Here is a 22,998-nt window from a genome sequence, read left to right on the forward strand (position 1 = left end):
AAGTGGCAAGCAATCCAAATCAGCCAGAAGTTCACCTGCGTCCGAACGCAGTCGTACCGTACAAATCGGTCGCTGCTGTAATGGCTGCAGCTCAACGTCTGGGTGTGACCAAAATCGGTATGGTCGGCAACGAGCAGTTCTTGAAGTGATCTGTACATTTAATGTGATTTGAGCACTTCAATGTTTAAGTCTTGATGTATGATAGAAAATTGGCAGGGTAACCCCTGCCTTTTTTCATATTTGCAGAGATCGGTGCTTTCTCTTTTTGGGAAATCTGCACGATTTTTGAGTTTATTTAATTTATTGATTGAGAGATCAACATATGAAGCAACTTCGCTTGTCTCGTATCGCTGTATTGGTTGCAGCGATTGGTTTTGCTGCCGCGCCAGAATTAACTAATATTGCTGCCAATACTGCCCACGCAGATGAAGCAATGCGCCCTGAAATTGGCCGTATTGTCCAGGCTTCCAGTGAGTTGTATAAAGCGAAAAAGTACAAAGACGCTTTATCAAAAATCCATGAAGCTGATAGCGTTAGTGGTAAGACAGTGAATGAGAATTTCACGATAGAACGTATGCGTTTGTCGATTGCATCTGCTGCGGGTGACAATGACGCGGTGATACGTTCAGCTGAAGCGATTGTAGCTGCTGCGAAGTTGCCATCCAAAGAGCAATTGCAAATGATTCAGGTTTTGGCGAATGCTTACTATAAAGCAGGCAATTATTCCAAAGCGGCTTCTACCTACAACCGTTATTTTGCTGAAGGCGGTACCGATCAGTCTTTGCGTCCATACATGATTCAAGCAATGAATCAAGGTGGCGATAGTTCTAAAGCTTTAAAAGAAGTCATGGCCGATATGGCCGCTGATGAAAAAGCCGGTCGTGCGCCAAGCTTGTCGAATCTGGAGTTCTATGCCAATGCGGCATTGAAACAAAAAGATATGGCTGGATATTCCAGTGCGCTGGAAAAAATGATCACCTACTACAACAAAAAAGAATACTGGGTTAACTTGCTCAACAATATCGAGCGCAAACCTGGCTACTCTGAACGTTTGAAATTGGATTTGTATCGTTTGAAAATCGCGCTCGGTCAAGTGACCAAAACGTCTGATTTTATGGATTCTTCTTTGATGGCCATTCAAGCCGGTTTCCCAGCTGAAGCCAGCAAAATAATCGACGCTGGTTACAAGGCTGGTGCCTTGGGTGCTGGTGCTGATGCAGAGCGTCACAAGCGTTTGCGCGATATGGCAACCAAAGCTCAGGCGGAAGCCGATAAGGGCTTGGCGGCAGCTCAGGCTGATGCGCAGCAAAGCAAAGATGGTACAGGCTTATTGAACATTGGTTATGCTAATGTTACTGCTGGTAAGTTTGACCAAGGTCTGGCGATGATGGAAGAGGGCATCAAGAAAGATAGCCTGAAGCACGTTGATGACGCGAAGTTACACTTAGGTATTGCGCAATTGCAAGCTGGTAAAAAAGCGTTTGCGATCAAAACTTTGAAAACAGTCCAAGGCAATGATGGTACTGCAGATCTGGCTCGCTACTGGATTATTTATGCTAACCAATCTGGTAAGTAATTGATTCGATAGTTGAATCTGGGCGGAGGGCAACCCGCCGCGCAAAAAAAGGGAGGCAATTTAATTGTCTCCCTTTTTTATATCATCTTAATTGTTTTAGCCGTGACGTTTTTTTGGCGTCTTCGCGTGCGCAACGATTGTATGGGAATTGCGCATCGTCGCTTGTACTCTGACTGCTGGTTTACCGTGTGACGCCACTGTTGTACGGGCGGCTTTATTAAAAACGGGCACCTGTAAATGCAAGGTTTGGCCCGTCGTGACGGAATCGTGTTTTAAATTATTCCAGCTACGTACCTCGGCAACGCTGACCTGATATCGTTTGGCGATCGAGTTCAAATTATCTCGTTTACCGACTTTATAGGTGATTTGTCGCGTGGCAACTGACTTTTCAATCACCAACTGTGCTTTGTCTGCCAATTCCGGGGCAATATCTTTATCTTCGTTCTTGTCAGATTTTGGAACCAGAATCGTTGATCCTGCTTTTACCAGCATCTTTGCTGGGATCAGGTTCACGTCTCGCAATAACTCTGGTTTAACACCTATGCGGGATGCCAGGTTTTCGATTTTTTCAGTTTTTTGTACTGAAAGTGTTGACCAACTCGATAATGGACCTTGCCACTTGCTTAAATTCTCTTTGAATAGTGTTGCATTATCGGTAGGTAATAAAATTTTGGTGTTACTACTGCCAGTAATTACTGGACGATTAAATTGCGGATTTAACGCGTTAAATTCGTCCAGAGACAGTTCAGCCAGTTGTGCCGCAACCCGGACATCGATATCACGTGTTTTATCGACACTGACAAAATACGGCTGATTTTCAAGCTTTGGTAAAGCGAGATTGAACTGTTCAGGATGGGCAATAATGTTTTTGACTGCTTGCAGCTTAGGCAGATAGTTTCGGGTTTCCGGCGGCATCAATGCCGACATACTGTCGAAATCAACTGGTAAACCTAAGGCTTGCTGCTTTTTAATCGCACGCTGTACCGAACCTTCTCCCCAGTTATAGGCAGCGAGCGCCAGCTGCCAGTCGCCGAACATGCCATGCAGACGTTCGAGATAGTTCAATGCGGCGTCGGTAGAATCAAGGACACCGCGGCGTTCATCCTTAAACATATTTTGTTTAAGATTAAAATCCTTACCGGTTGCCGCCATGAACTGCCACATGCCAGTCGCTTTGGTGGTCGAAATTGCTTGCGGATTAAATGCGGATTCAATGAAAGGTAGTAATGCCAATTCAGTTGGCATCCCACGTTTCTCCAATTCTTCAACCACGTGGTACAAATAGCGTGATCCTCGTTGAACTGTGCGGAGGATGTACTCGGTGCGTGTGCTGTACCAGGTGACCTGATTATTGACGAGCTTATTATCCAGATCAGGTATGGCGTAACCGGCACGTACTCGTTCCCACAAATCGCTTTCTTTGCTGTTATAGGTGAAATTAGGGATTTCAGTCGGTGTATGAGCAGAAAGATCGGCTGGGGAGTTTTGGAAGCCTTTGCTATCATTAAATACAGGCGTTTTGGTGAGGGCGACAATGGATTGCGTATCCGCGTAACTGTGTTGCGGTAGTGTCCATATCAGAAGTGCGGACACAACGGCAAGATGAACAGAGGGGCGTAATCGTTTCATAGGCAGGACCAGGGGCTCATCGACCAGCGTCGAGATAGAATGCAAGATCGTGAGAGTGTACGCATTTGGTAAAGCTCACGTCAAGGAAAATGTCAGTTTAATGACTAGAGTGTGTGCACAAAAAAACAGCAAACTGGTGCAGCTTTGAACCAGCGCGAACTTGTTTGCTGGTTTAGAATTAGCTGATATCGGTTCGTGGCTAGTTTCCCCTTGTTGCTTTATTCGCTGTCTGGGTGCAGGTTGAATTGCAATGCTGCGAGCGTCGCATAAACCCCGCCCTGTTCGACCAATGAATTATGCGTGCCGGTTTCAACAATTTTCCCTTGGTCCATAACGATGATCCTATCCGCTCGTTGGACTGTTGCCAATCGGTGGGCGATGATGAGGGTCGTGCGGTCGCGCATGGCAACTTCTAATGCACCTTGCACCAGACGCTCCGACTCTGCATCCAAAGCGCTGGTCGCTTCGTCGAGTAGCAATAGAGGCGGATTTTTCAATAACGCCCGCGCAATAGCGATGCGCTGGCGTTGACCGCCAGACAGACGAACGCCACGTTCGCCCAGGAATGATTGGTAGCCTTCCGGAAGTTTTTCGATAAACTCATGTGCAGCGGCCATTTTGGCGGCGGCAATGACTTCTGCATCGCTCGCATTCGCTCTGCCGTAGCGTATGTTTTCCATGGCATTAGCTGAAAATATAATGGTTTCCTGCGGAACGACACCTACTGCATCGCGCAAGTCATGCAAGGTCAGATCACGGATATTGATGCCATTGAGTTCGATAAAACCTTGTTGTGGATCATAAAAGCGCAGTAGTAATTGAAATAATGTGGTTTTTCCTGCGCCCGACGAACCGACAATTGCCACCGTTTCACCGGCAGCGACCTGCAGTGAAAGATGGGATATCGCTTGCGTGTTGGGGCGTGATGGGTAGTGAAAACCGATGTCATTTAAACTCAGCGTGGCACCAGTTTGAATTTTAAACGCGTTCTGTGGTAGCGATTTTGGCGATGCAGGATTTTGTATCGGCGACTCGACCGCCATTAAATCAAGTAATCGTTCAGTCGCACCTGCTGCGCGTTGGGCGTCGCCCATAACTTCGGATAGAGCACCCAAAGCGCCTGCAACTAAGGACGCATATAATATAAATTGACCTAGTTCGCCGCCACTCATGTTGCCTTGTAGTACTGCATGCGCGCCCAGCCATAAGACAAACACAATAGAACCAAATACCAGCAGGATGGCGATCATGGTCAACAGTGAACGCGCACGGATTCTGCGCATGGCAGTTTGAAAGGCGTTTTCTACCGAGCCAGAAAATCGATCGGCTTCGATATGTTCATGTGTGAACGCCTGCACCGTTGGCATGGCATTCAGAATTTCTCCGGCGATAGCAGAAGCATCGGCGATTTTATCTTGTGAATCGCGTGATAGTTTGCGCACCTTGCGGCCAAATATCACGATAGGAAGCACCACCAAAGCTAGCATCACAATGATGATGGAACTCAGTTTGATACTGGTGACGAATAGCATCACCAGTCCACCGATAAACAGCAGAATATTACGTAGCGCCATAGAAATACTGGTACCTACTACTGTTTGTATCAGTGTCGTATCAGTAGTCAGGCGTGACAATACTTCGCCTGTTTGCGTGGTTTCGAAAAATTGTGGGCTTTGCGTGACGACGTGAGAATAAACCTTGCTTCGAATATCAGCGGTAACACGTTCACCTAGCCAGGACACCATGTAAAAACGTGCTGCCGTAGAGATGCCTAGCACTGTTGCGACGCCAAACAAGGCAAGAAATGTCAGGTCAACATGTTTGATGCTATGGTCACCCGTACCGCCAAATCCCATGTCTATCATTTGTTTGAAAGCCGCTGGAATGGCTAAGGTGGCGCATGCTGCGACGACGAGCGCGATTCCTGCTACAAAAAAGCGTGCACGATAGGGACGCAGAAAAGGAAGTAAGCCTTTCAACGTGCTCAGGCTGCTGCGTTGACTTGCCGGGGAAGAGTTAGGTGTGCTCATGCAATTGTATGTAGTAGTGCAGGGTGGGAGTAGGCGCCAGATACTCGAGTAAATTTGAGTGGGCGTGGATGCCAAATTTCAGTTGTATCTCTGTCGCAGTGACACGCTAGTTGATGGTCATCTTTATTATTTCAAGAGCTCATTATCGCTTGGCTTGCCATGTAACGTAGTGCAACGACGAAATTTTCATTTTTTATAATTTCTATATCCTGGGTGAAATTTTTGATTGGGGCGTAAGTGATCTGAGGAAATCGATATAAACATGTCGTCGATGTTATGCAGTCTGAAATGATTGCTGCAAATGTGGCACTTTCACTAAAGTGCAACGTTGTCTGTTGATTTTTGTCACGAAGTTCATGCTACATCGATTTCTGTGTGCAGGGAAATTATTGTTAAGTGTAGAATCTTTATACTCCCTTAACCGAAAATTAAAAGCGGAAAGCTTGACAATGAGACGACTTCTGAAGCGAAGTGCGCTGGTACTGCTGGCACTACTTGTTTTAATGTTTATTGCATTGGGGTGGTATTTGCACACCAAAAGGGTGCAGCGCGACGGGAGTGCCTTACTGATGGGTCTGTCTGCCAATGTGCAGGTCAGTTATGACGAACGTGGTGTGCCACATATTCAGGCGCAAAATGAAGCCGATTTGTATCGTGCTTTGGGTTATGTGCATGCGCAGGATCGCTTGTTTCAAATGGAAATGGTGCGACGCCTCGCGCGTGGCGAGTTAGCGGAAATTCTCGGCCCTAAGTTGCTTGACATGGACCGCTTATTCCGCACCTTGGGTTTGCGCGCTTTTGCCGATGGGTACACAGCAAAGCTGGATAAAGATTCCGCATCCATTAAAGCGTTGACTGCCTATCTGGATGGCATCAATCAGTTCCAGGCAACGCACCCTGCGCCACTGGAATTTGATCTCTTACATATTCCCAAACGTCCATTTACGATCGAGGATACGATTGCTGTGTCGGGATATATGGCGTACAGCTTTGCTGCTGCATTTCGGACGGAGCCAGCATTAACGGCGATTCGCGATAAGTTAGGTGCTGACTATTTAAAGGTGTTTGATCTGGACTGGCATCCTTCAGGTGTGATGCAAACCGTACCCGCGCTCGCGCAGCATGACTGGATGCAACTCGATAAGATTGCACAATTGAGTCAGGCAGGCATAGAACAACTGGCGATTCCGCAACTAGAAGGTAGTAATGCCTGGGTTGTTTCCGGCAAACATACTGCAAGCGGAAAGCCTTTGTTGGCGGGCGATCCTCACATCGCTTATTCGGCGCCGGCGGTCTGGTATGAGGCACAGTTGTCGTCCCCCGGCTTTGAATTGTATGGTCACTTTCAGGTTTTGAATCCTATGGCCTTGTTGGGGCATAACCAGCAATTTGGCTGGAGTCTGACGATGTTTCAAAACGATGATATCGATTTGGTGGCAGAAAAAATCAATCCGCAAAATCCAAATCAGGTCATGTTTCATGATCAGTGGGTGGATTTGACTAGCAGAGAAGAAACGATTCAGGTTAAGGGAGCCGCCCCAGTCAAGCTGGTGTTGCGCAAGTCGCCGCATGGGTTGATCATCACCGATGCATTTAAAGACAATTACGGAGACGCACCGATTGCGATGTGGTGGACTTTTCTGGAGGCCGACAATCCAGTGCTAGACGCTTTTTATCAGTTAAATCGTGCGGATACCCTGGATAAAGCACGGACAGCCGCGAGTAAAATTGGCGCTCCGGGTCTGAATGTAGTGTGGGCGAATGCCAAGGGTGACATTGCATGGTGGGCGGCAGCCAAGCTGGTAAAGCGACCAGCCAATATCAATCCAAGCTTTATTCTTGATGGCGCCACCGCTGACGCGGATAAAACGGCATTTTATGATTTTGCCGATAACCCGCATGAAGAGAATCCGGCGCGTGGTTACATCGTTTCAGCGAATTTTCAGCCAGTGTCGCCAAGTGGTATTGCTATTCCAGGTTATTACAATTTATACGACCGCGGACAAAGGCTTGATCAATTACTCAGCCAGCCAGGTGTGAAATGGGATACCAAAAACAGTCAGGCATTGCAGCTTGATGTTCAAACAAATTATGCATCGCGCGTGTTACGCCCCTTGCTACCGATATTAAATCAGGTATTGGTTACGCCGGAAGATAAGCGTCTTCTGGACAGTTTGAGCAAATGGGATGGAAATTTTCAAACCAAAAGCATTGCTCCAACTTTGTTTAGTCAATTGATTTATCAGATTGCGCATAACGCTATGGTTGAAAAAGTGGGGGCAACACAATTTCAGAACTTATTGAGAACGCGTGCACTGGACTTTGCCGTACCACGTTTGCTCGATGACCCACATTCTCCATGGTGGGGTAAAGCAGCCAATGTCAATATGGATGCGCGTCAAACAATGGTGTTGGCAGCATGGAATGATAGCCTTGTCCATTTGCGTTCGACCTTAGGTGCGGATAGTTCGCGATGGTTATGGGGACATGCGCATACCCTGACGCATCGTCATCCTTTGGGGCAGCAACAACCTTTGGATAAGCTGTTTAATATCGGGCCATTTGTTGTTCCGGGTGGTCGAGAAGTTCCAAATAACTTGTCTGGCCCCATCGGGCCTGCCCCTTGGAATGTGGCATATGGGCCATCGACACGCCGTTTGATTGATTTTGCAGATACCAGTAAAGCGCTGGGCATTAATCCGGTCGGACAGAGTGGTGTGTTGTTTGATGTCCACTACAATGATCAGGCTGAAATGTTTGCGAATGGCAACTATGTAAATGAACATACAAATAGTGCTGATGTGCAAGCGCATGCACGAGAGCATTTGGTGTTGCAATCTCATTAAATATGATTATCTTAAAACTAATTTAAACCGGCTTTCAGCAATTATTTGGTTTTGAATATATCCAAGCTCATGCAAGCCTTATATAATCGCGCTACTTGATCGGGAGAGAGCAGTTTGAATTTAGTCGGTTTTTGTTGAAAAACCACTTAAAAGTAAAACTGCCGCCGAAGGGGCTAATACCCAAAAACTCTCAGGCAAAAGGACCGATCAACGGGGAGGTTAAATACTCCCCACACTCTGGAGAGTGGTAGCGGCACATGAGCCGGACTACCCACCGAAGGTGCGCACGAGATGGCAACTTAGCTATACGCTGAAGATGCTCTCGTAATCTCTCAGGTACCAGGACAGAGGGGTATGCGATTTTCGCATGCGATGGACGTCGTCCATCAGCGTGTGTTTGTTCGTCCCTTCTATTTTGGTAATGAGGTTCACATGACGCAAGCGACACCACTCAAGGCAACTCCTCTCAACGCAGCCCATCGTGCGGCTGGCGCAAAAATGGTCGATTTTGGCGGTTGGGATATGCCAGTCAACTACGGTTCCCAAATCGAAGAACACCACGCGGTGCGCACTGATTGCGGTATGTTTGATGTCTCCCATATGTGCGTCGTTGATCTGCGTGGCGACAATGTCCGCAGTTTTTTGCGCGGTCTGGTTGCTAACAATGTCGATAAATTACAAGTTCCAGGTAAAGCGCTGTATTCATGCATGCTCAAACCTGAAGGTACTGTGATTGACGACCTGATTATTTATTTCTTCAGTGAAAACTGGTTCCGCTTGGTTGTCAACGCGGGTACCGCCGAAAAAGACGTGGCATGGATGAATGCCCGTAACGTCGAAACCAACAGTGGCCTGACCATTACCCAACGCCGCGACGGCGCTAATGCGTTCGCATTGGTTGCTGTTCAAGGTCCAAATGCACGTGCCAAGGCCTGGGAAGTGTTGCCAGAAACCAAAGCTGCTAGTGCAGAAATCAAACCATTCAATGCTGTGATCGTTGAGAACACCTCTTTTGGTGAAGTCATGGTGGCGCGTACTGGTTACACCGGTGAAGACGGGTTTGAAATCGCTGTTCCAGCAGAACGTGTCACTGACTTATGGAATGCCTTAGTTGCGGTGGGCGTGAAGCCAGCCGGTCTCGGTGCCCGCGATACCTTGCGTTTAGAAGCCGGTATGAACCTCTACGGTCAGGACATGGATGAAACTGTCAATCCTCTCGATGCGGGTCTGGCATGGACCATCGATCTGGTTAGCGAACGTGACTTCGTCGGCAAACAAGCCCTGCAAGAACAAGGTCAAAAAGCACAATTCCTTGGTTTGATTCTGCGCGAAAAAGGCGGCATCTTGCGCGCTCATCAGCAAATCATTACTGCCCACGGTGATGGTGAAATCACCAGTGGTACTTTTAGCCCAAGCATGCAGCAGGCGATTGCCTTAGCACGTTTGCCGATGGGCGTTGCGATTGGTGACACCGTTCAGGTCGTTATCCGTGACAAGCAATTAGCGGCAACCGTTGTAAAGCTGCCGTTTGTGCGTAATGGCAAAGTACTCGTTGCCTGAGTACGTATCGAATACAAAATCAACACAATTTATTTACAATTTAATTATTTGGAGCCCACCATGAATGTCCCAGCAGAATTGAAATACACATCCTCCCACGAATGGGTACGCGTTGAAGCAGACGGTACAATTGCCGTTGGTATTACTGAGTTCGCGCAAGATGCGTTGGGTGATATCGTTTTTGTTGATTTGCCAAAAGTTGGTTCTGCATTGACTGCAGGTAAAGACTGCGCAGTGGTGGAGTCTGTTAAAGCAGCGGGTGATATTTATGCACCAGTGTCTGGTGAAGTGGTCGCAGTGAACGATGCAGTGAGTGATGCGCCAGAGTCCATTAATACTGATGCATTCTCTGCCTGGTTGTTCAAATTGAAGCCAACCAACATCGCTGATGTTGACGCTTTGATGAACGCTGAAGCTTATGCTAAAAATATCGGCTAATTTAATCTGATAGCAGACTGGCGGCGCGGCCGCCAGTCTGCTTTTGTCCGTGCCGCTTTCTTATCTCCTCGGTATTTCCAATTCTGCTCATATCATGACCCGTCCTTCATTACATCAACTGGAAGCACAAGATGCTTTCATCGCTCGCCATATTGCGCCATCCGATGCTGAACAAGCAAAAATGCTGGAAGTGCTTGGCTACCCTAACCGTACCGCATTGATCGATGCGATTGTGCCGGCGAATATTCGTCGCCACGACGTGTTGCCATTGGCAAGTTTTACTGCACCAAAATCTGAGCAAGCTGCTTTAGCGCAGTTGAAAGAATTGGCAGGTAAAAACCGCGTCCTGAAATCTTTCATCGGTCAAGGCTATTACAATACTTACACTCCCGGCGTCGTGCTGCGTAATGTGTTTGAAAACCCGGCGTGGTACACAGCATACACACCGTACCAACCAGAAATTTCTCAAGGCCGTCTCGAAGCGATTCTGAATTTCCAAACCATGATCACAGATCTGACTGGTATGGATATCGCGAATGCATCGATGTTGGATGAAGGTACAGCGGCAGCAGAAGCGATGACTTTGTTGCAGCGCGTTGGCAAATCCAGCTCTAACGTGTTTTATGTTGCGGCAGACGTCTTACCGCAAACACTCGAAGTGATTGCTACCCGTGCAAAACCTTTGGGTATCGAAGTTCGCACCTGCCACGGTACAGATGCTTTGAATAACGAATGCTTTGGCGTCTTATTGCAATACCCGGGCGTTGATGGCGAAATTCGCGATTTTCGTGAATACGCTGCAGCGATTCATGCCAAAGGCGGCATGGTTATTGCCGCTGCAGATTTGCTGGCATTGACTTTGATTACGCCACCAGGCGAATGGGGTGCTGACGTGGTAGTTGGTAACAGCCAGCGTTTTGGTGTGCCGCTTGGTTTTGGTGGTCCACACGCAGGTTATATGTCCACACGCGATGCGTTCAAACGCAGTATGCCAGGCCGTTTGGTTGGCGTGACGATTGATGCGCAAGGCAAACAAGCTTATCGTCTGGCTTTGCAAACACGTGAGCAACATATCCGCCGCGAAAAAGCGACCTCCAATATTTGTACAGCACAAGTGTTGTTAGCAGTGATTGCTTCCATGTACGCTGTGTATCATGGTCCACAAGGCTTGCGTCAGATCGCTCAACGTGTACAACGCTACACCGGCATTTTGGCTGCTGGCTTGCAAGAGATCGGCCTGACACTGGCGAATAACACGTACTTTGATACCCTGACAGTCAATGTTGCTGATGCGGCAGCTGTCCATGCAGCGGCGGTAGCAAAGGGCTACAATTTACGTCAAATCAGCGCGACACAGGTTGGTGTATCCTTCGACGAAACTGTGAGTCGTGATGACGTAGCGAATATCTGGACTATCTTTGCCTTGGGTAAAGCTGTACCAGACTTCAATACAGTCGAAGCAAAAGTCAGCAATGGTGCGGAAGCAATTCCGGCATCCTTGATTCGCAACAGCGACTTCCTGACCCATCCTACATTCAATCGCTATCACGCTGAACATGAAATGTTGCGTTATTTGCGTAGCTTGTCCGATAAAGATCTGGCTTTGGATCGCAGCATGATTCCGCTCGGCTCTTGCACCATGAAACTCAACGCGACCAGCGAAATGATCCCAGTGACCTGGCCAGAGTTCTCAAATATCCATCCGTTTGCACCAAACGATCAGACTGTTGGTTATCGCGAAATGATCGATCAGTTGGAGGCAATGTTGTGCGCGGCTACTGGTTATGCAGCTGTTTCTCTGCAACCAAATGCAGGTTCACAAGGTGAGTACGCCGGTTTGTTAGTCATTCAGGCCTACCACGCGTCTCGTGGTGAAGCACATCGTAATATCTGCCTGATTCCATCTTCCGCACATGGAACTAATCCGGCATCTGCCGCGATGGTTGGTATGGAAGTTGTTGTGGTTGCTTGTGATGAGCGTGGTAACGTTGATCTGGTAGATCTGCAAGCGAAAGCTGAAAAGCACAGTGCTAATCTCGCTGCGGTGATGGTGACCTATCCTTCAACGCATGGCGTGTTTGAAGAAGGTATCCAACAATTGTGCGAAATTGTGCATAGCCACGGTGGCCAAGTCTACGTTGACGGTGCGAATATGAACGCGCTGGTTGGCGTTGCAGCGCCAGGTCATTTTGGTGGTGACGTCAGCCATTTGAACTTGCACAAAACGTTCTGTATTCCTCACGGTGGTGGCGGTCCAGGTGTTGGTCCAGTCGCTGTTGGTGCGCACTTGGCAAAATTCTTGCCTAACCAAAAATCGACCGGCTATTTGCGTGGTGAAGCAGGCATCTCCGCTGTGAGTGCTGCACCATTTGGTTCTGCCAGTATTTTGCCTATCTCATGGATGTATATCGCCATGATGGGTGCTGAAGGCTTGAAAGCAGCGACAGAGACAGCGATTCTGGCCGCGAACTACATTGCTAAACGCCTGGCGCCACATTATCCAGTGCTGTATTCAGGCCATGATGGTCTGGTTGCGCATGAGTGCATTCTGGACCTGCGTCCATTGACCGATGCAACAGGCATCAGCAATGAAGACGTGGCAAAACGTCTGATCGACTTTGGTTTCCATGCGCCAACTATGAGCTTCCCAGTGCCAGGTACGCTGATGATAGAACCAACAGAAAGTGAATCCTTAGCTGAGTTGGATCGTTTCATTGATGCGATGATCGCCATCCGTGAAGAGATTGCTAAAGTCGCAAGTGGTGAATTTGATGCGAAAAACAATCCGCTCAAACATGCACCGCATACAATCGAAACGCTGATCTCTGGCGAATGGGATCGTCCATATAGCCGTGAAACTGGGGCTTATCCAGTGGCAACTTTGCGTCATCAGAAGTATTGGGCGCCAGTTGGACGTGCCGATAACGTCTACGGTGATCGCAACTTGTTCTGCTCTTGCGTACCATTGTCTGACTATCAGTAATGTGATTTAGCCTGAAATTCAGCTTGAAATTCAGCCTGAATTTCTTCAGGCTGATCGAATGCAGGCTGATGAACTAAAAACGCGTAACACTCAAATTGAAGTGTTACGCGTTTTTTATTGGCTTATAATTTTTGCTGACGATCGCTGAAATCCAACAAAAATTTAAGGTAAGTGGAATATTTACGCTGCTATTTATAGAGCAACCTGATTCCGCCCGCCATCCTTTGCTCTGTAAAGGGCCGTATCTGCTGCGGTCATCAACTGCGCGCTATCCATGCCTGGTTCCAGCGTCGCCACCCCAAATGACCCCGTGATGTGCGGGAGAGGCTTGCGATTATCTAAAAATACTCTTGTCTTGCTGAGTTTGGTGCAAAGTCTTTGGGCAACCCCAATTGCGGCTTTTTGTGCCGTACCCGGCAGGATTACCATCATTTCTTCTCCACCATAACGTGCGGCAAAATCGGTGGGCCGTAAGCCAGCATTTAAGACCTTCGCTGCCGTTTGTAAGGCGTCATCGCCTAACAGGTGACCGTGTTCATCATTGAAGCGCTTAAAGTGATCCAGATCGACCATAATGATGCTGAGGGCGTTGCCAGTCGCATGTGCGTTCTCTATCAGGCCAGGTAACTGCGCGTTCAGCCAGGCGCGATTATGCAAGCCTGTGAGTCCGTCGACCATCGAAAGCTGGCGATAAAATTCACCGACTTTCTGGCGGCTGCGAATCTGCGCGTTGGCAGCACGGATGCGGAATGATAATAATTGCAATAGATTTCGTGCTACGCCATTGAGTTCATCGATCAGGCGCCATAAGATGTCCGCCTCGATGACCAGCAGCTCACTGTCGGACAGCGCAGAAATGGTAGCGGAGTGAATTTCTTCATCTAAAACTGAAATTTCACCGACACATTCGCCTGGCAAATATTGGGTGATGGAGTTTTCAATGTGATTATTGTCTTCATTGAGCTTGGTGATTCCAAGAGCGCCGTGTAGCACAATGAACAGCCTGGAGCCAGAGCTATTGGCGTCGAGAACGACTTGTCCCTTACACGCTTTGACGACGGGGCAATCTTTAATAATGTCGTGACTTAAAGCCAGATTTTCTTGATCAAGATCGCGAAATAAGTGGATGTCTTCAATTCGATATTCTGTATTTTTGAAATACATCAGTTGTTCCAAAATTGTTTTTTCCAGATACATGAGTCAACTTGCGTTCAAATGAAAATTTGGTTTAAAGCTTCAAAGCGCATTTCCGTTTCTTTGAAAATAGCAATGTAGTCGGCTTCGTTAAGCCCTAGCGTATCCCAAGCGTGCGCGGACAGCAAGGGGACGAGCTCATTTTCTTGTTGAGCCAGATCCAGAGCATGGACAATCACGTTTGCAACATGCACAACCGAGGCAAGTGCGTTGATGCCAGGGATATCAGGATTATGATGTCCTTTGATTGCGTCTTGTACCGCATCTGAAAAATTCCATAGGTGCGCCAGAACAACGCCCGCTTCGATGTGATCAACGTCCAGAATATGCCGCTCCGCCTCCAGTAATTCACATTCGTTTTGATTTCTGTAACGGATCACTTCTGCATATTCGGCCGGGCAATGTGTCACTAACACCAGACGCCCGATGTCATGCAATAGACCTGCCGTGAAAGCAAAATCATGCTTCATATGCAGTGCCCTTGAAATCAATTCAGCGCAGTTGGCTGTCGCTATCCCATGACGCCAAAATGCCCGAAAGTCAAATCCAGGGCAGTTTGTAACCGGGAAACGGTTGACCATAATCGTCAGCCGGATCAGATTTTTGATATTTTGAACGCCAAGCATCGCCGTGGCCTGTTGTATCGTTACCACGCGTGAATTGACGCCAAAATGCGATGAATTGGCAAGTTTGAGGACTTTAGCGGTGATCGCCTGATCCATCGCGATTTTTTCGCTAATTGACTCTAAGCTGCTTTCATCGTCGTCAAGTTCAGTCAATAGCTCTTGCGCGACCTCGGGTAGGGTAGGTAAGTCTTTGAGGTGTTTAACAATCGCTTCCAGATGTGCGTGGGTTTCCTCTTGATGGGTCATAGTATTTCCCCCTCGCGGTAATGAATCAGGTACTGTTTTAAAGCATTAGCCGGTTCCTGATCTGGCTGTAAGCGAAATAGATAGGCGATGCGCCCTAATTTAAGTTGCCGTTCAGCTTCGACTTCTTGTTCATTAACAGTCTCTTTTTCGATGCAAAGCTGTTGCACATGGTGATGTGCGAGCGATTTGAGCATACTGGCAGTCAGCGTGACCCCGGCGGGAAGCAGAACGTGACCCACTTTATCTAGCAGGTCATCAGCGAGCACCATGCCCTCAGTAACTTTAGCCAGCACCAAATATTGACTGTGTTTGCTCATAGCGAATCTATTCCTCAGAGTAGTGTCCGGGTCACCAAAGCCATACGTAGGCATTGAGTCAGCAATTTAAATATCGCACGAGAATGCCATGTGGAGAATTAGTATATCAAGTCATTAGCGACAGGTAATTATTAAGCAATACAATATCGAAAATAGTAAAATTGGTAGCAATTTATTAACAAAACGGAAAACCACAGCTTGTTTTCATTAGTCTTAAACTGATCACCGCTAGGCTTATACTACACCCAGCATAAAATTCTTTCTTGGAAATGCATAGAAATATAATGCATTTTTATAAATATTGTGGCGCATTTTATTCACTCCTTTCTTTGTTCACTTATTGATGCATTCCGCTAAAAATTTATTACTTCATCGCCCTCGCTTGCTGATATCGTTTTCAATCGCATTTATCAGCGTATTCTTTTTGCCAACTGCATGGCTCTGGACTACCAGGGCTCTGTTTGCCTGGAATCTTGCGGTCTGGGCTTATTTGTTGTTGATGGCATGGTTAATGATGCGGGCGAATCATCATCGGGTCAAAGCAATGGCTATACGTGAGGACAAAAGTGCTGTGACCGTATTGGCGCTGATTTCTTTGTCTGCGATGATCAGTGTCGGTGCGATTGTGGTTGAGTTGTCTGGGACAAAAGATCTAAGTGCAGAGGTGCGTGCCATGAAATATTTGTTCACAGGCATGACAGTGCTGGGGTCCTGGCTGTTAGTCGCAGTGGTTTTTTGCTTTCATTACGCCTTATTGTTTTACCGATCACCAGAGTCGCGACGTGCCTTGCGTTTTCCGGATGATGAACAAAAGCCCGATTATTGGGACTTCTTGTATTTTTCTTTTACCATTGCGGTTGCAGCGCAGACTTCGGATGTCGCTGTGACATCGCATAGCGCACGTAAAACAGTGTTAGTGCAATCGGTACTCAGTTTTTTCTTTAACGTGGCGGTATTAGGGTTTTCTATCAATATTGCAGCGAGTCTGGTGGGTAATTAAGCTGATCTAATTCTTGCTTTTTGCGTCACCGTTGAATGACAGGTTTTCAAAGCTAAAAATGCCACTCAGTGGCATTTTTGGGGGGCATGAAGCGCTGTGCTACGCAAAAGAAAAACGCTTACTTTGGCGCAATATTCGTCCGATACACTGGGTATTGTTGATATTCCTGATCCCAGGATGAATGACGGCGGGCGAAAAATTCCAGTCGTGTAGCAGGGTTTTTGGCAAAGTCTTTATCGTCTTTTAATTTCTTTTCAAATGCCTGTTTTAATGCTGGATCAGCAGCTAGCTGTTCCCGTGCAACATCTTCGGCGACATAGGCTTCCATGAATTCTTTTTTCTCGAAATTATTATTGAAATAGCCCCAGCTAACCAAAGAATCCGGTGATGCCGGTTCAAACATCGCTGCAACCAATGCCGCTTTAGGCTGCGCTGCTGGAACAAATAACGCGCCCTTTACAAAGTTATGTTGTGCATCCACCCAATTGCCTTGTAATTTCAACGTTTGATGGCTTTCAAACGAATCCGGCGAGATCGTCGCGCTCGTCGTGTTGAAGCGCTCAATAGCAACATCGTTCAAAGCTGCATTTTGCGCTTCAAACTGAATGCCATGGGCACGCAATTTTTCCACCACAAACTTGGCATACGCAGCAGGGATCAGGTAGCCGCCTTTGGGTAAATTGATCATGGTGTCAGGTACCACTTCATCGCGTAGTTTGACTTTCCAGATCTGAGGTTTAGTTTCGTCGTAGCGCGTCATCAACGCACCGGAAATGTCCGATGGTTTTCTGGTGTACGCGTAACCGCGAAAATTAATCATCTGAAATTGATCAGTCGTTTTATAGGTCAATGGAATAGTTTGACCTGCTAAATTCGCAGAACGCATGTCAGCTTCCAGGCTTTGCTTACGCCAATCTGCACCACTTTTTGCGACTTGATCGAGTACCGAAATGATGGTGTTTCTGGTGATTTTGACGCGGGTTGGATAGTCTTTCCATGAGTGTGTTTCAACTAAGATGCCAAAACGATTTCTCAATTGAAAATAGCCATGCGAGAGACGTGGTGACGCAACGCCGTCTGCAAAACCTGACATAGGATCATCTTCTTTTTCAAAGGCCATGTAGAACGGAAGTGGCAACGATCCTTGTGCAGACAAATCAGCGATGATATTTTGTTGGAAAGTTTTTCCAGATTGTTGGAGTACCTTATCACCCGCATGAGATGGTTCTATCTGAATCGAAATATCATGCTCAAATTTGGCGCCGTCTGTGACGTGCAAATCGACGACGACCAATGGATCCCATTGATTAATAAGTCTGAGCATGGCCTGCATTTCAGGTGTATCGGCTTTGACATAGTCGCGATTTAAATTGAAATTTTGTGCTGTTGTACGCCAGCCCATTTCTTCCGGGCCGCGTTGATTCGGGCGATTCCATTTTGCAAAGCGCTCATGCCCGTCAACATTAAAAACCGGGATAAAGATGAGGACTTGTTTGTCGAGCGCATTTTTTGCTGCAGTATTGTTTAGTGCTTCTCTTAGTGCCAGAAAACCTGCATCCTTGCCATCGATTTCTCCTGCGTGAATGCCACCTTGTATCAGCGTTACCGGAACTTGTTTATCTTTTGCCAGATAGGGCACAAAAATGTTGGTGCGTGTCGCAATGATTGCCATCATAGGACGGCCTTCTGCTGAGCGGCCAATTTCCTGACAACGTACCATCTTTGGATAATTTTTTTGGAAATTACGGCAAAGGGTTTCTACTTCTTCGTAACGACCGGTTTTTTGAAATCCTGATTGTTCGGCAGTAGTGCTGAGATTTTCCAGGGCAAAAGTCGAATTGCTTGAGATAGTAAGTGCAAAAGCAAAGGCTGAAGCAAGAGTGACAGGACGACGTTTTATCATTTTTGCGAGTGTAAGAGGTGGTTCGGATAAAGCTTCGGAAATGAACCGACTATCTTACACTATGCGTAGATGATGAAATATGTCCTATTGTGGGGTTTGATCAGAAATGCGTTGCTGCCACCAATGAGCTTTGTTGAGCAGTTCTTCTTGATCCAAACGGGTTAAGCCGCGATTAAACATCAGACATTGTCCGTGTACCCATACGTGGCTGATCTGATCGCGACTGGCAGCGTAGACAATTTGAGAAACCGGATCAAACAAGGGTTGGGTTTCAATGTCGCTCAGATCGATGGCGATCAGGTCGGCGAACTTGCCTGGAATCAGGCTGCCGATTTCTTTATCGAGCCCCAATGCCTTGGCGCCGTTTAACGTGGCCATTTTCAGTGCGGCATGTGCGCCCAATGCCGTTGGGTTATTGGATTGCGCTTTCGCGAGCAAAGCCGCCATGCGCAAATCGCCCAGCAGATCAAGCTTATTATTGCTGGCCGCACCGTCGGTGCCGATGCCCACATTCACACCAGCCATTTGCATTGCATGAATTGGTGCAAAACCGGAAGCAAGTTTTAAATTACTGGCTGGGTTATGGGCAATATGTACTCCGGTTTGTGCCAGCGTAACGATTTCTTCATCGTTCGCATGCACCATATGCGCGGCGATCAATTTGTTACTCAATAACCCGAGATTGTGCAGGCGTTTAAGCGGTCTTACGCCATATTGTTTCAGACTATCGGTAATTTCTTGCGCAGTCTCATGAATGTGGCAGTGGATCCCCATCTCATGTTGCTCTGATAGAGCAATGATTTTACGGAAGGTTTCGTCTGCGACCGTGTAAGGTGCATGCGGCGCGAGTCTGAAATAAATACCTTGCTGATGTTCAAATTCTGATTTTGCAGCAATTCCCTTGGCCAGATATTCATCAGCATTTTGCGCATATCCCGTAGGAAACTCAAGTACGCTACAGCCAACGATGGTACGCATGCCGCTATGTATGCCGGCACGCGCGACGGCGTCATTATGGAAATACATGTCATTCACAGTCGTCGTGCCGCCACGTATCATTTCTGCCATTGCATAGACTGTGCCGTCAAAAACAAACTCGTCATTGACATGTTTTTTCTCTGCTGGCCAGATATGCTCATTGAGCCATTCCATTAATGCCAGGTCATCCGCAAGACCGCGCAACAGGCTCATTGCTGAATGTGCGTGCAGATTAATAAACCCTGGTAGCAGGGCATGTTTATCGAGATTGATGTGATTTGCAGTTGGGTAAATCTTTCTTGCCTCAGATTCTGGCAAAATAGCGATGATTTTCTCATCTTCCATGACCAGTGAGTGTTTTAACAGAACGGTCGTGTCTGGCTCTATTGGTAATAAATAGGTGGGATGAAGGCAGGTAATTTGTGTCATGGCAGTCCTCATGGTGAACTTGCATTATATCTGTCGAATTTAAGTTCGTTCAATTTACAAAGAACGCTCAAATAAAATAATTAACTTCAACTAATACGGAGAGCATATGGAACTAACTTTTGCAGCACCAGTAGCGCCAGTGATTCCGGTTGCTGGATCGGACGCATTGTTTCCTGTGCATAGAATTTATTGCGTGGGACGCAACTATGCCGAACATGCAAAAGAAATGGGCGGCACGGGGCGTGAAGCGCCATTTTTTTTCATGAAACCAGCCGATGCCATATTGGCTGTTGCCTCTGGTACAACGGGCAAGATGCCTTACCCACCGATGACAAAGAATTTGCATCACGAAGTTGAGCTGGTGGTCGCTATCGGAAAAAGCGGGCGTGACATCGCTGTGGCCGATGCTGCGCAGTATATTTGGGGTTATGCAGTTGGTTTGGATATGACCCGACGCGATTTGCAATCGGAAGCAAAGCAGCAGGGGCGACCATGGTGTACAGGTAAGGGTTTTGATTATTCAGCACCGGTTGGTCCTCTCGTTCCGGTGGCAGAGTTGAGTAAAGTTGAATCTGCAGCGATTCATTTAGACGTCAATGGTGTTGCGCGTCAGCACAGTGAGATCCATAAAATGATCTGGAATGTTTCTGAGGTTATCGCTCAACTGTCTCAGTTTTATACTCTGCAACCTGGCGACTTGATCTTTACTGGTACGCCGGAGGGTGTGGCTGTGGTTGTTCGTGGCGACGTACTGGAAGCGAGTATCGGCGGTGTAGAACCTTTGAAAGTGGAAATTATCTGATTCCGGCGAGCGTAAAAAACTTTGCGTGGTATTTAATGCAATGATAACGCGTAACATTCGAATGAATAAAATTTGTAAGGGACATCATGAAACTGTATAGCTACTTTAGAAGTTCAGCATCTTACCGTGTGCGCATCGCACTCAATTTAAAAGGTTTGGATTACGAACAAACTGCAATTCATTTGGTGAAGAATGGCGGAGAGCAACTGTCTGAGGCTTTTAAAGCCCTGAATCCAGAAGCCCTGGTGCCAGCATTTGTCGACGAATACGAAGGGGAAAGTAGGGTTCTGACGCAGTCTATGGCAATCATTGAGTATCTCGACGAAGTGTACCCGCAGCATCCTTTGTTGCCTGCCAATCCTCTTTTGCGTGCCGAAGCGCGTGCATTTGCTTTGGCTATCGCTTGTGAAATTCATCCGATTAATAATTTGCGGGTCTTAAAGTATCTGACCAATACTATAGGTGTAACTGATGAGCAGAAAAACACATGGTACCGTCATTGGTGCGAAACAGGTTTGGCGACTTTGGAGCAGACCTTATTAAAGATTGGAAAAGCTGGGAAGTATTGCTTTGGAGATACGCCAGGATTTGCGGATTGTTTTTTAGTCCCACAAATTGCCAATGCGCAACGCTTTAATTGTGATTTGTCGGCCTTGCCGACGTTGATGCAGATTAATCAAAATTGCCTTGAACATCCGGCTTTCGTAAGCGCGATGCCAGCCAATCAGCCAGACGCAGAGTAAATTCAGGGGCGTAAAAAACAAACCCGATGACTGACGTCAAAAGTCAATCATCGGGTTTGTTTTTAAAGGTTAGTTGGCTAAGCCTGGATCTTTGTCTGGTCCAGCGAGAGTATCGTTCAAAACAGAAATCAACAATGAGCGGGTTAGCTTTGATTTGGTCGTATATCCATCGATCGCTAACTGATGGCTCACTTGTTCTTCAGGTGCATAGCCAGGCTGACCCGTGCGTAACACTATGCGCAAGTCTGCTTTGTGCAATTCATCCCGTATCACTTGTACCAGCTTCAAACCTGCATCAACCGTTTCCATCACGACGTCTAATAAGATGAGCGCCAGATCAGGGTGCTCAATGATAATACCTTTTGCTTCTTTTGCAGAATAAGCGTGTAAAAATTCTAGCGGTCTGCCATGAATGCGAACGCCGCTGAGTGCAAGTAAGGTTGTTTCATGTACATTGGCATCATCATCGGTAATCAGAATTTTCCAAGGATGAAGATTTGCTCTTGGTGCAAAATTTTGATTGTCTTCTTCAAGAAAATCAATGATGTCATCTGCATTGGATGCAGAAGATCCTCCATCATGGTTGAAGCAACTCAAGAATACCGAGTTTGCAGAATGTACGCGTGCGCTCGAATTTTGCTTCGCATTCACAGCAACAATGTTGCTCATTATTAAGCCGGGCGCTCTACTGTGTTCATGTTTCATCAGTGTTCCCCCTAACGCTTTCGATTGCATACTTCTTGATCTTTATCTTATGTTAAGACGCAGGCTTATTCAAGTTTGAAGCCCAAATTTTATTTAAAAAAATAACATCAAAATCAATTTTAAACCTAATTTTGATTTTTCACAGTCGTAATTATGATCATATCCAGAAATTTGCTTTCTTACCGACTAATTCCGTAAAACGTCGAGTTTTTGCAAAATATAACATTCAACTACAAGAAATCATTACCTATGTAACAGATTTGCAAGTCTAATGATTTTTCTTCGTTTATGTGCCGTCATTTTTAGAAAATGAACAAGCTGAAACTAATTACTTTTCGCGCGGCATTGATTGGGTAAAAAATCCGCTGCAATCGTTGTTTTATCTTCCCCCATGACCGTCATTTGTCCCGGAACTGGCGCACTTGCACATATCCAATTCACTGGAACAAGGTGGGTGCCTTCTACCACGGCAGGTCTTAACGAGAGTATCTTACCTTTGATCGCATTGTTGGCCTGATTACCAAAAGTGATGTTGACGACACCGTTTTCTACGTTGACTGCACTGATGTAACTACTGACGATCTTCTCCGCTGGAGGCAGATTTGCTTCAGTGTTATTGGCAGGGAAGGGGAGTGCAGCTAACCAGGCGGCTTCGGTTGGTTTTTTTGCGAGATCGGCTAAGGGCAGTGCCAGTGTGATTTGATTGCGCACGATTCTGTATAAGAACGAGGGCATAGCAATACTGGCGAGTATCGCCATAACTGCGATAACCGCTAACATTTCTATCAATGTAAAGCCATTGTGTTTTTTCATAGGCTGAGAATATGACGAATATGCAGACAATATAATTGAAATGCGCAATAGTTGCTCACCCATTTTAATGCATAGAACATAGAACAACGTCGTCAACAACGAACGAGTGCAATGCAAGTTAGCATGACACCAGCGATACTTTGACCGATAATGCGGCATTCAAAAAAAGCGAAAATTATG

Annotated in this window: 18 protein-coding genes and 2 riboswitches; of the genes, 9 read left to right on the forward strand and 9 right to left on the reverse strand. The window is 46.8% G+C overall.

What is annotated here, in order from left to right:
• A partial coding sequence (locus tag H8K32_RS20455; protein WP_425507617.1) for an ExbD/TolR family protein occupies positions 1-149 on the forward strand: 149 nt, incomplete at its 5' end.
• 173 nt (positions 150-322) lie between these two features.
• Positions 323-1,576, forward strand: coding sequence for a hypothetical protein (locus H8K32_RS15945; protein WP_186913549.1), 1,254 nt, complete (start codon positions 323-325; stop codon positions 1,574-1,576).
• 96 nt (positions 1,577-1,672) lie between these two features.
• Here the strand turns inward: H8K32_RS15945 and H8K32_RS15950 are convergent, their stop codons facing one another.
• Both H8K32_RS15950 and H8K32_RS15955 read right to left on the reverse strand, forming a co-directional pair.
• Positions 1,673-3,205 carry a transglycosylase SLT domain-containing protein gene (locus H8K32_RS15950; RefSeq protein ID WP_186913550.1) on the reverse strand — a complete coding sequence of 511 codons (1,533 nt, stop codon included), beginning with the start codon at positions 3,203-3,205 and terminating at the stop codon, positions 1,673-1,675.
• 218 nt (positions 3,206-3,423) lie between these two features.
• Positions 3,424-5,235: an ABC transporter transmembrane domain-containing protein gene (locus H8K32_RS15955; RefSeq protein ID WP_186913551.1), complete on the reverse strand. Its 1,812-nt coding sequence runs from the start codon at positions 5,233-5,235 to the stop codon at positions 3,424-3,426.
• 449 nt (positions 5,236-5,684) lie between these two features.
• On the opposite strand from H8K32_RS15955, the gene H8K32_RS15960 reads away from it, so the two are divergent.
• From H8K32_RS15960 to gcvP, 4 genes are all read left to right on the forward strand, one after another.
• Complete coding sequence (locus H8K32_RS15960) at positions 5,685-8,081, forward strand: penicillin acylase family protein (protein ID WP_186913552.1); 2,397 nt, start codon at positions 5,685-5,687, stop codon at positions 8,079-8,081.
• Positions 8,082-8,171: 90 nt separating this feature from the next.
• Positions 8,172-8,297: riboswitch (glycine riboswitch) on the forward strand.
• Positions 8,298-8,308: 11 nt separating this feature from the next.
• Positions 8,309-8,439: riboswitch (glycine riboswitch) on the forward strand.
• Between the two features lie 74 nt (positions 8,440-8,513).
• Positions 8,514-9,641 (forward strand): glycine cleavage system aminomethyltransferase GcvT, encoded by a 1,128-nt coding sequence (gene gcvT, locus H8K32_RS15965; protein ID WP_186913643.1) that lies wholly within the window; start codon positions 8,514-8,516, stop codon positions 9,639-9,641.
• 60 nt (positions 9,642-9,701) lie between these two features.
• Positions 9,702-10,079: a glycine cleavage system protein GcvH gene (gcvH, locus tag H8K32_RS15970; RefSeq protein ID WP_186913553.1), complete on the forward strand. Its 378-nt coding sequence runs from the start codon at positions 9,702-9,704 to the stop codon at positions 10,077-10,079.
• A gap of 94 nt (positions 10,080-10,173) precedes the next feature.
• Positions 10,174-13,062, forward strand: coding sequence for an aminomethyl-transferring glycine dehydrogenase (gcvP, locus tag H8K32_RS15975; protein ID WP_186913554.1), 2,889 nt, complete (start codon positions 10,174-10,176; stop codon positions 13,060-13,062).
• A gap of 192 nt (positions 13,063-13,254) precedes the next feature.
• Here the strand turns inward: gcvP and H8K32_RS15980 are convergent, their stop codons facing one another.
• The 3 genes from H8K32_RS15980 to H8K32_RS15990 are packed head-to-tail and all read right to left on the reverse strand — an operon-like array spanning position 13,255 to position 15,445.
• Positions 13,255-14,226, reverse strand: a complete 972-nt coding sequence (locus H8K32_RS15980; RefSeq protein WP_246447421.1) for a GGDEF domain-containing protein — start codon at positions 14,224-14,226, stop codon at positions 13,255-13,257.
• Positions 14,227-14,273: 47 nt separating this feature from the next.
• A complete protein-coding gene (locus tag H8K32_RS15985; RefSeq protein WP_186913555.1) occupies positions 14,274-15,128 on the reverse strand; it encodes an HDOD domain-containing protein in 855 nt (284 codons plus the stop codon).
• Positions 15,125-15,445: a hypothetical protein gene (locus H8K32_RS15990; protein WP_186913556.1), complete on the reverse strand. Its 321-nt coding sequence runs from the start codon at positions 15,443-15,445 to the stop codon at positions 15,125-15,127. The genes H8K32_RS15985 and H8K32_RS15990 overlap by 4 nt, the downstream gene beginning before the upstream one ends.
• A 343-nt stretch (positions 15,446-15,788) precedes the next feature.
• On the opposite strand from H8K32_RS15990, the gene H8K32_RS15995 reads away from it, so the two are divergent.
• A complete protein-coding gene (locus H8K32_RS15995) occupies positions 15,789-16,445 on the forward strand; it encodes a DUF1345 domain-containing protein (RefSeq protein WP_186913557.1) in 657 nt (218 codons plus the stop codon).
• Between the two features lie 118 nt (positions 16,446-16,563).
• On the opposite strand, the gene H8K32_RS16000 is transcribed toward H8K32_RS15995, so the two are convergent.
• Together H8K32_RS16000 and H8K32_RS16005 are read right to left on the reverse strand one after the other, a co-directional pair.
• Positions 16,564-18,348, reverse strand: a complete 1,785-nt coding sequence (locus tag H8K32_RS16000) for a M14 family metallopeptidase (RefSeq protein WP_186913558.1) — start codon at positions 18,346-18,348, stop codon at positions 16,564-16,566.
• A gap of 84 nt (positions 18,349-18,432) precedes the next feature.
• Positions 18,433-19,755, reverse strand: coding sequence for a TRZ/ATZ family hydrolase (locus H8K32_RS16005; protein WP_186913559.1), 1,323 nt, complete (start codon positions 19,753-19,755; stop codon positions 18,433-18,435).
• A 106-nt stretch (positions 19,756-19,861) separates the two neighbouring features.
• Here H8K32_RS16005 and H8K32_RS16010 point away from each other — a divergent pair, with 106 nt between their 5' ends.
• On the forward strand, positions 19,862-20,557 hold the full coding sequence (locus tag H8K32_RS16010) for a fumarylacetoacetate hydrolase family protein (RefSeq protein WP_186913560.1): 696 nt from the start codon (positions 19,862-19,864) through the stop codon (positions 20,555-20,557).
• Positions 20,558-20,643: 86 nt separating this feature from the next.
• Positions 20,644-21,300 (forward strand): maleylacetoacetate isomerase, encoded by a 657-nt coding sequence (gene maiA / locus H8K32_RS16015; protein WP_186913561.1) that lies wholly within the window; start codon positions 20,644-20,646, stop codon positions 21,298-21,300.
• Positions 21,301-21,369: 69 nt separating this feature from the next.
• Here maiA and H8K32_RS16020 read toward each other — a convergent pair whose 3' ends face one another.
• Together H8K32_RS16020 and H8K32_RS16025 are read right to left on the reverse strand one after the other, a co-directional pair.
• Positions 21,370-21,969: a response regulator gene (locus H8K32_RS16020; RefSeq protein ID WP_186913562.1), complete on the reverse strand. Its 600-nt coding sequence runs from the start codon at positions 21,967-21,969 to the stop codon at positions 21,370-21,372.
• Between the two features lie 360 nt (positions 21,970-22,329).
• A complete protein-coding gene (locus tag H8K32_RS16025) occupies positions 22,330-22,818 on the reverse strand; it encodes a pilin (protein ID WP_186913563.1) in 489 nt (162 codons plus the stop codon).
• Positions 22,819-22,998 lie beyond the last annotated feature (180 nt).

This window comes from Cognatundibacterium jejuense (genome assembly GCF_014284255.1).
In the GTDB taxonomy this organism is placed as follows: domain Bacteria; phylum Pseudomonadota; class Gammaproteobacteria; order Burkholderiales; family Burkholderiaceae_D; genus Undibacterium; species Undibacterium jejuense.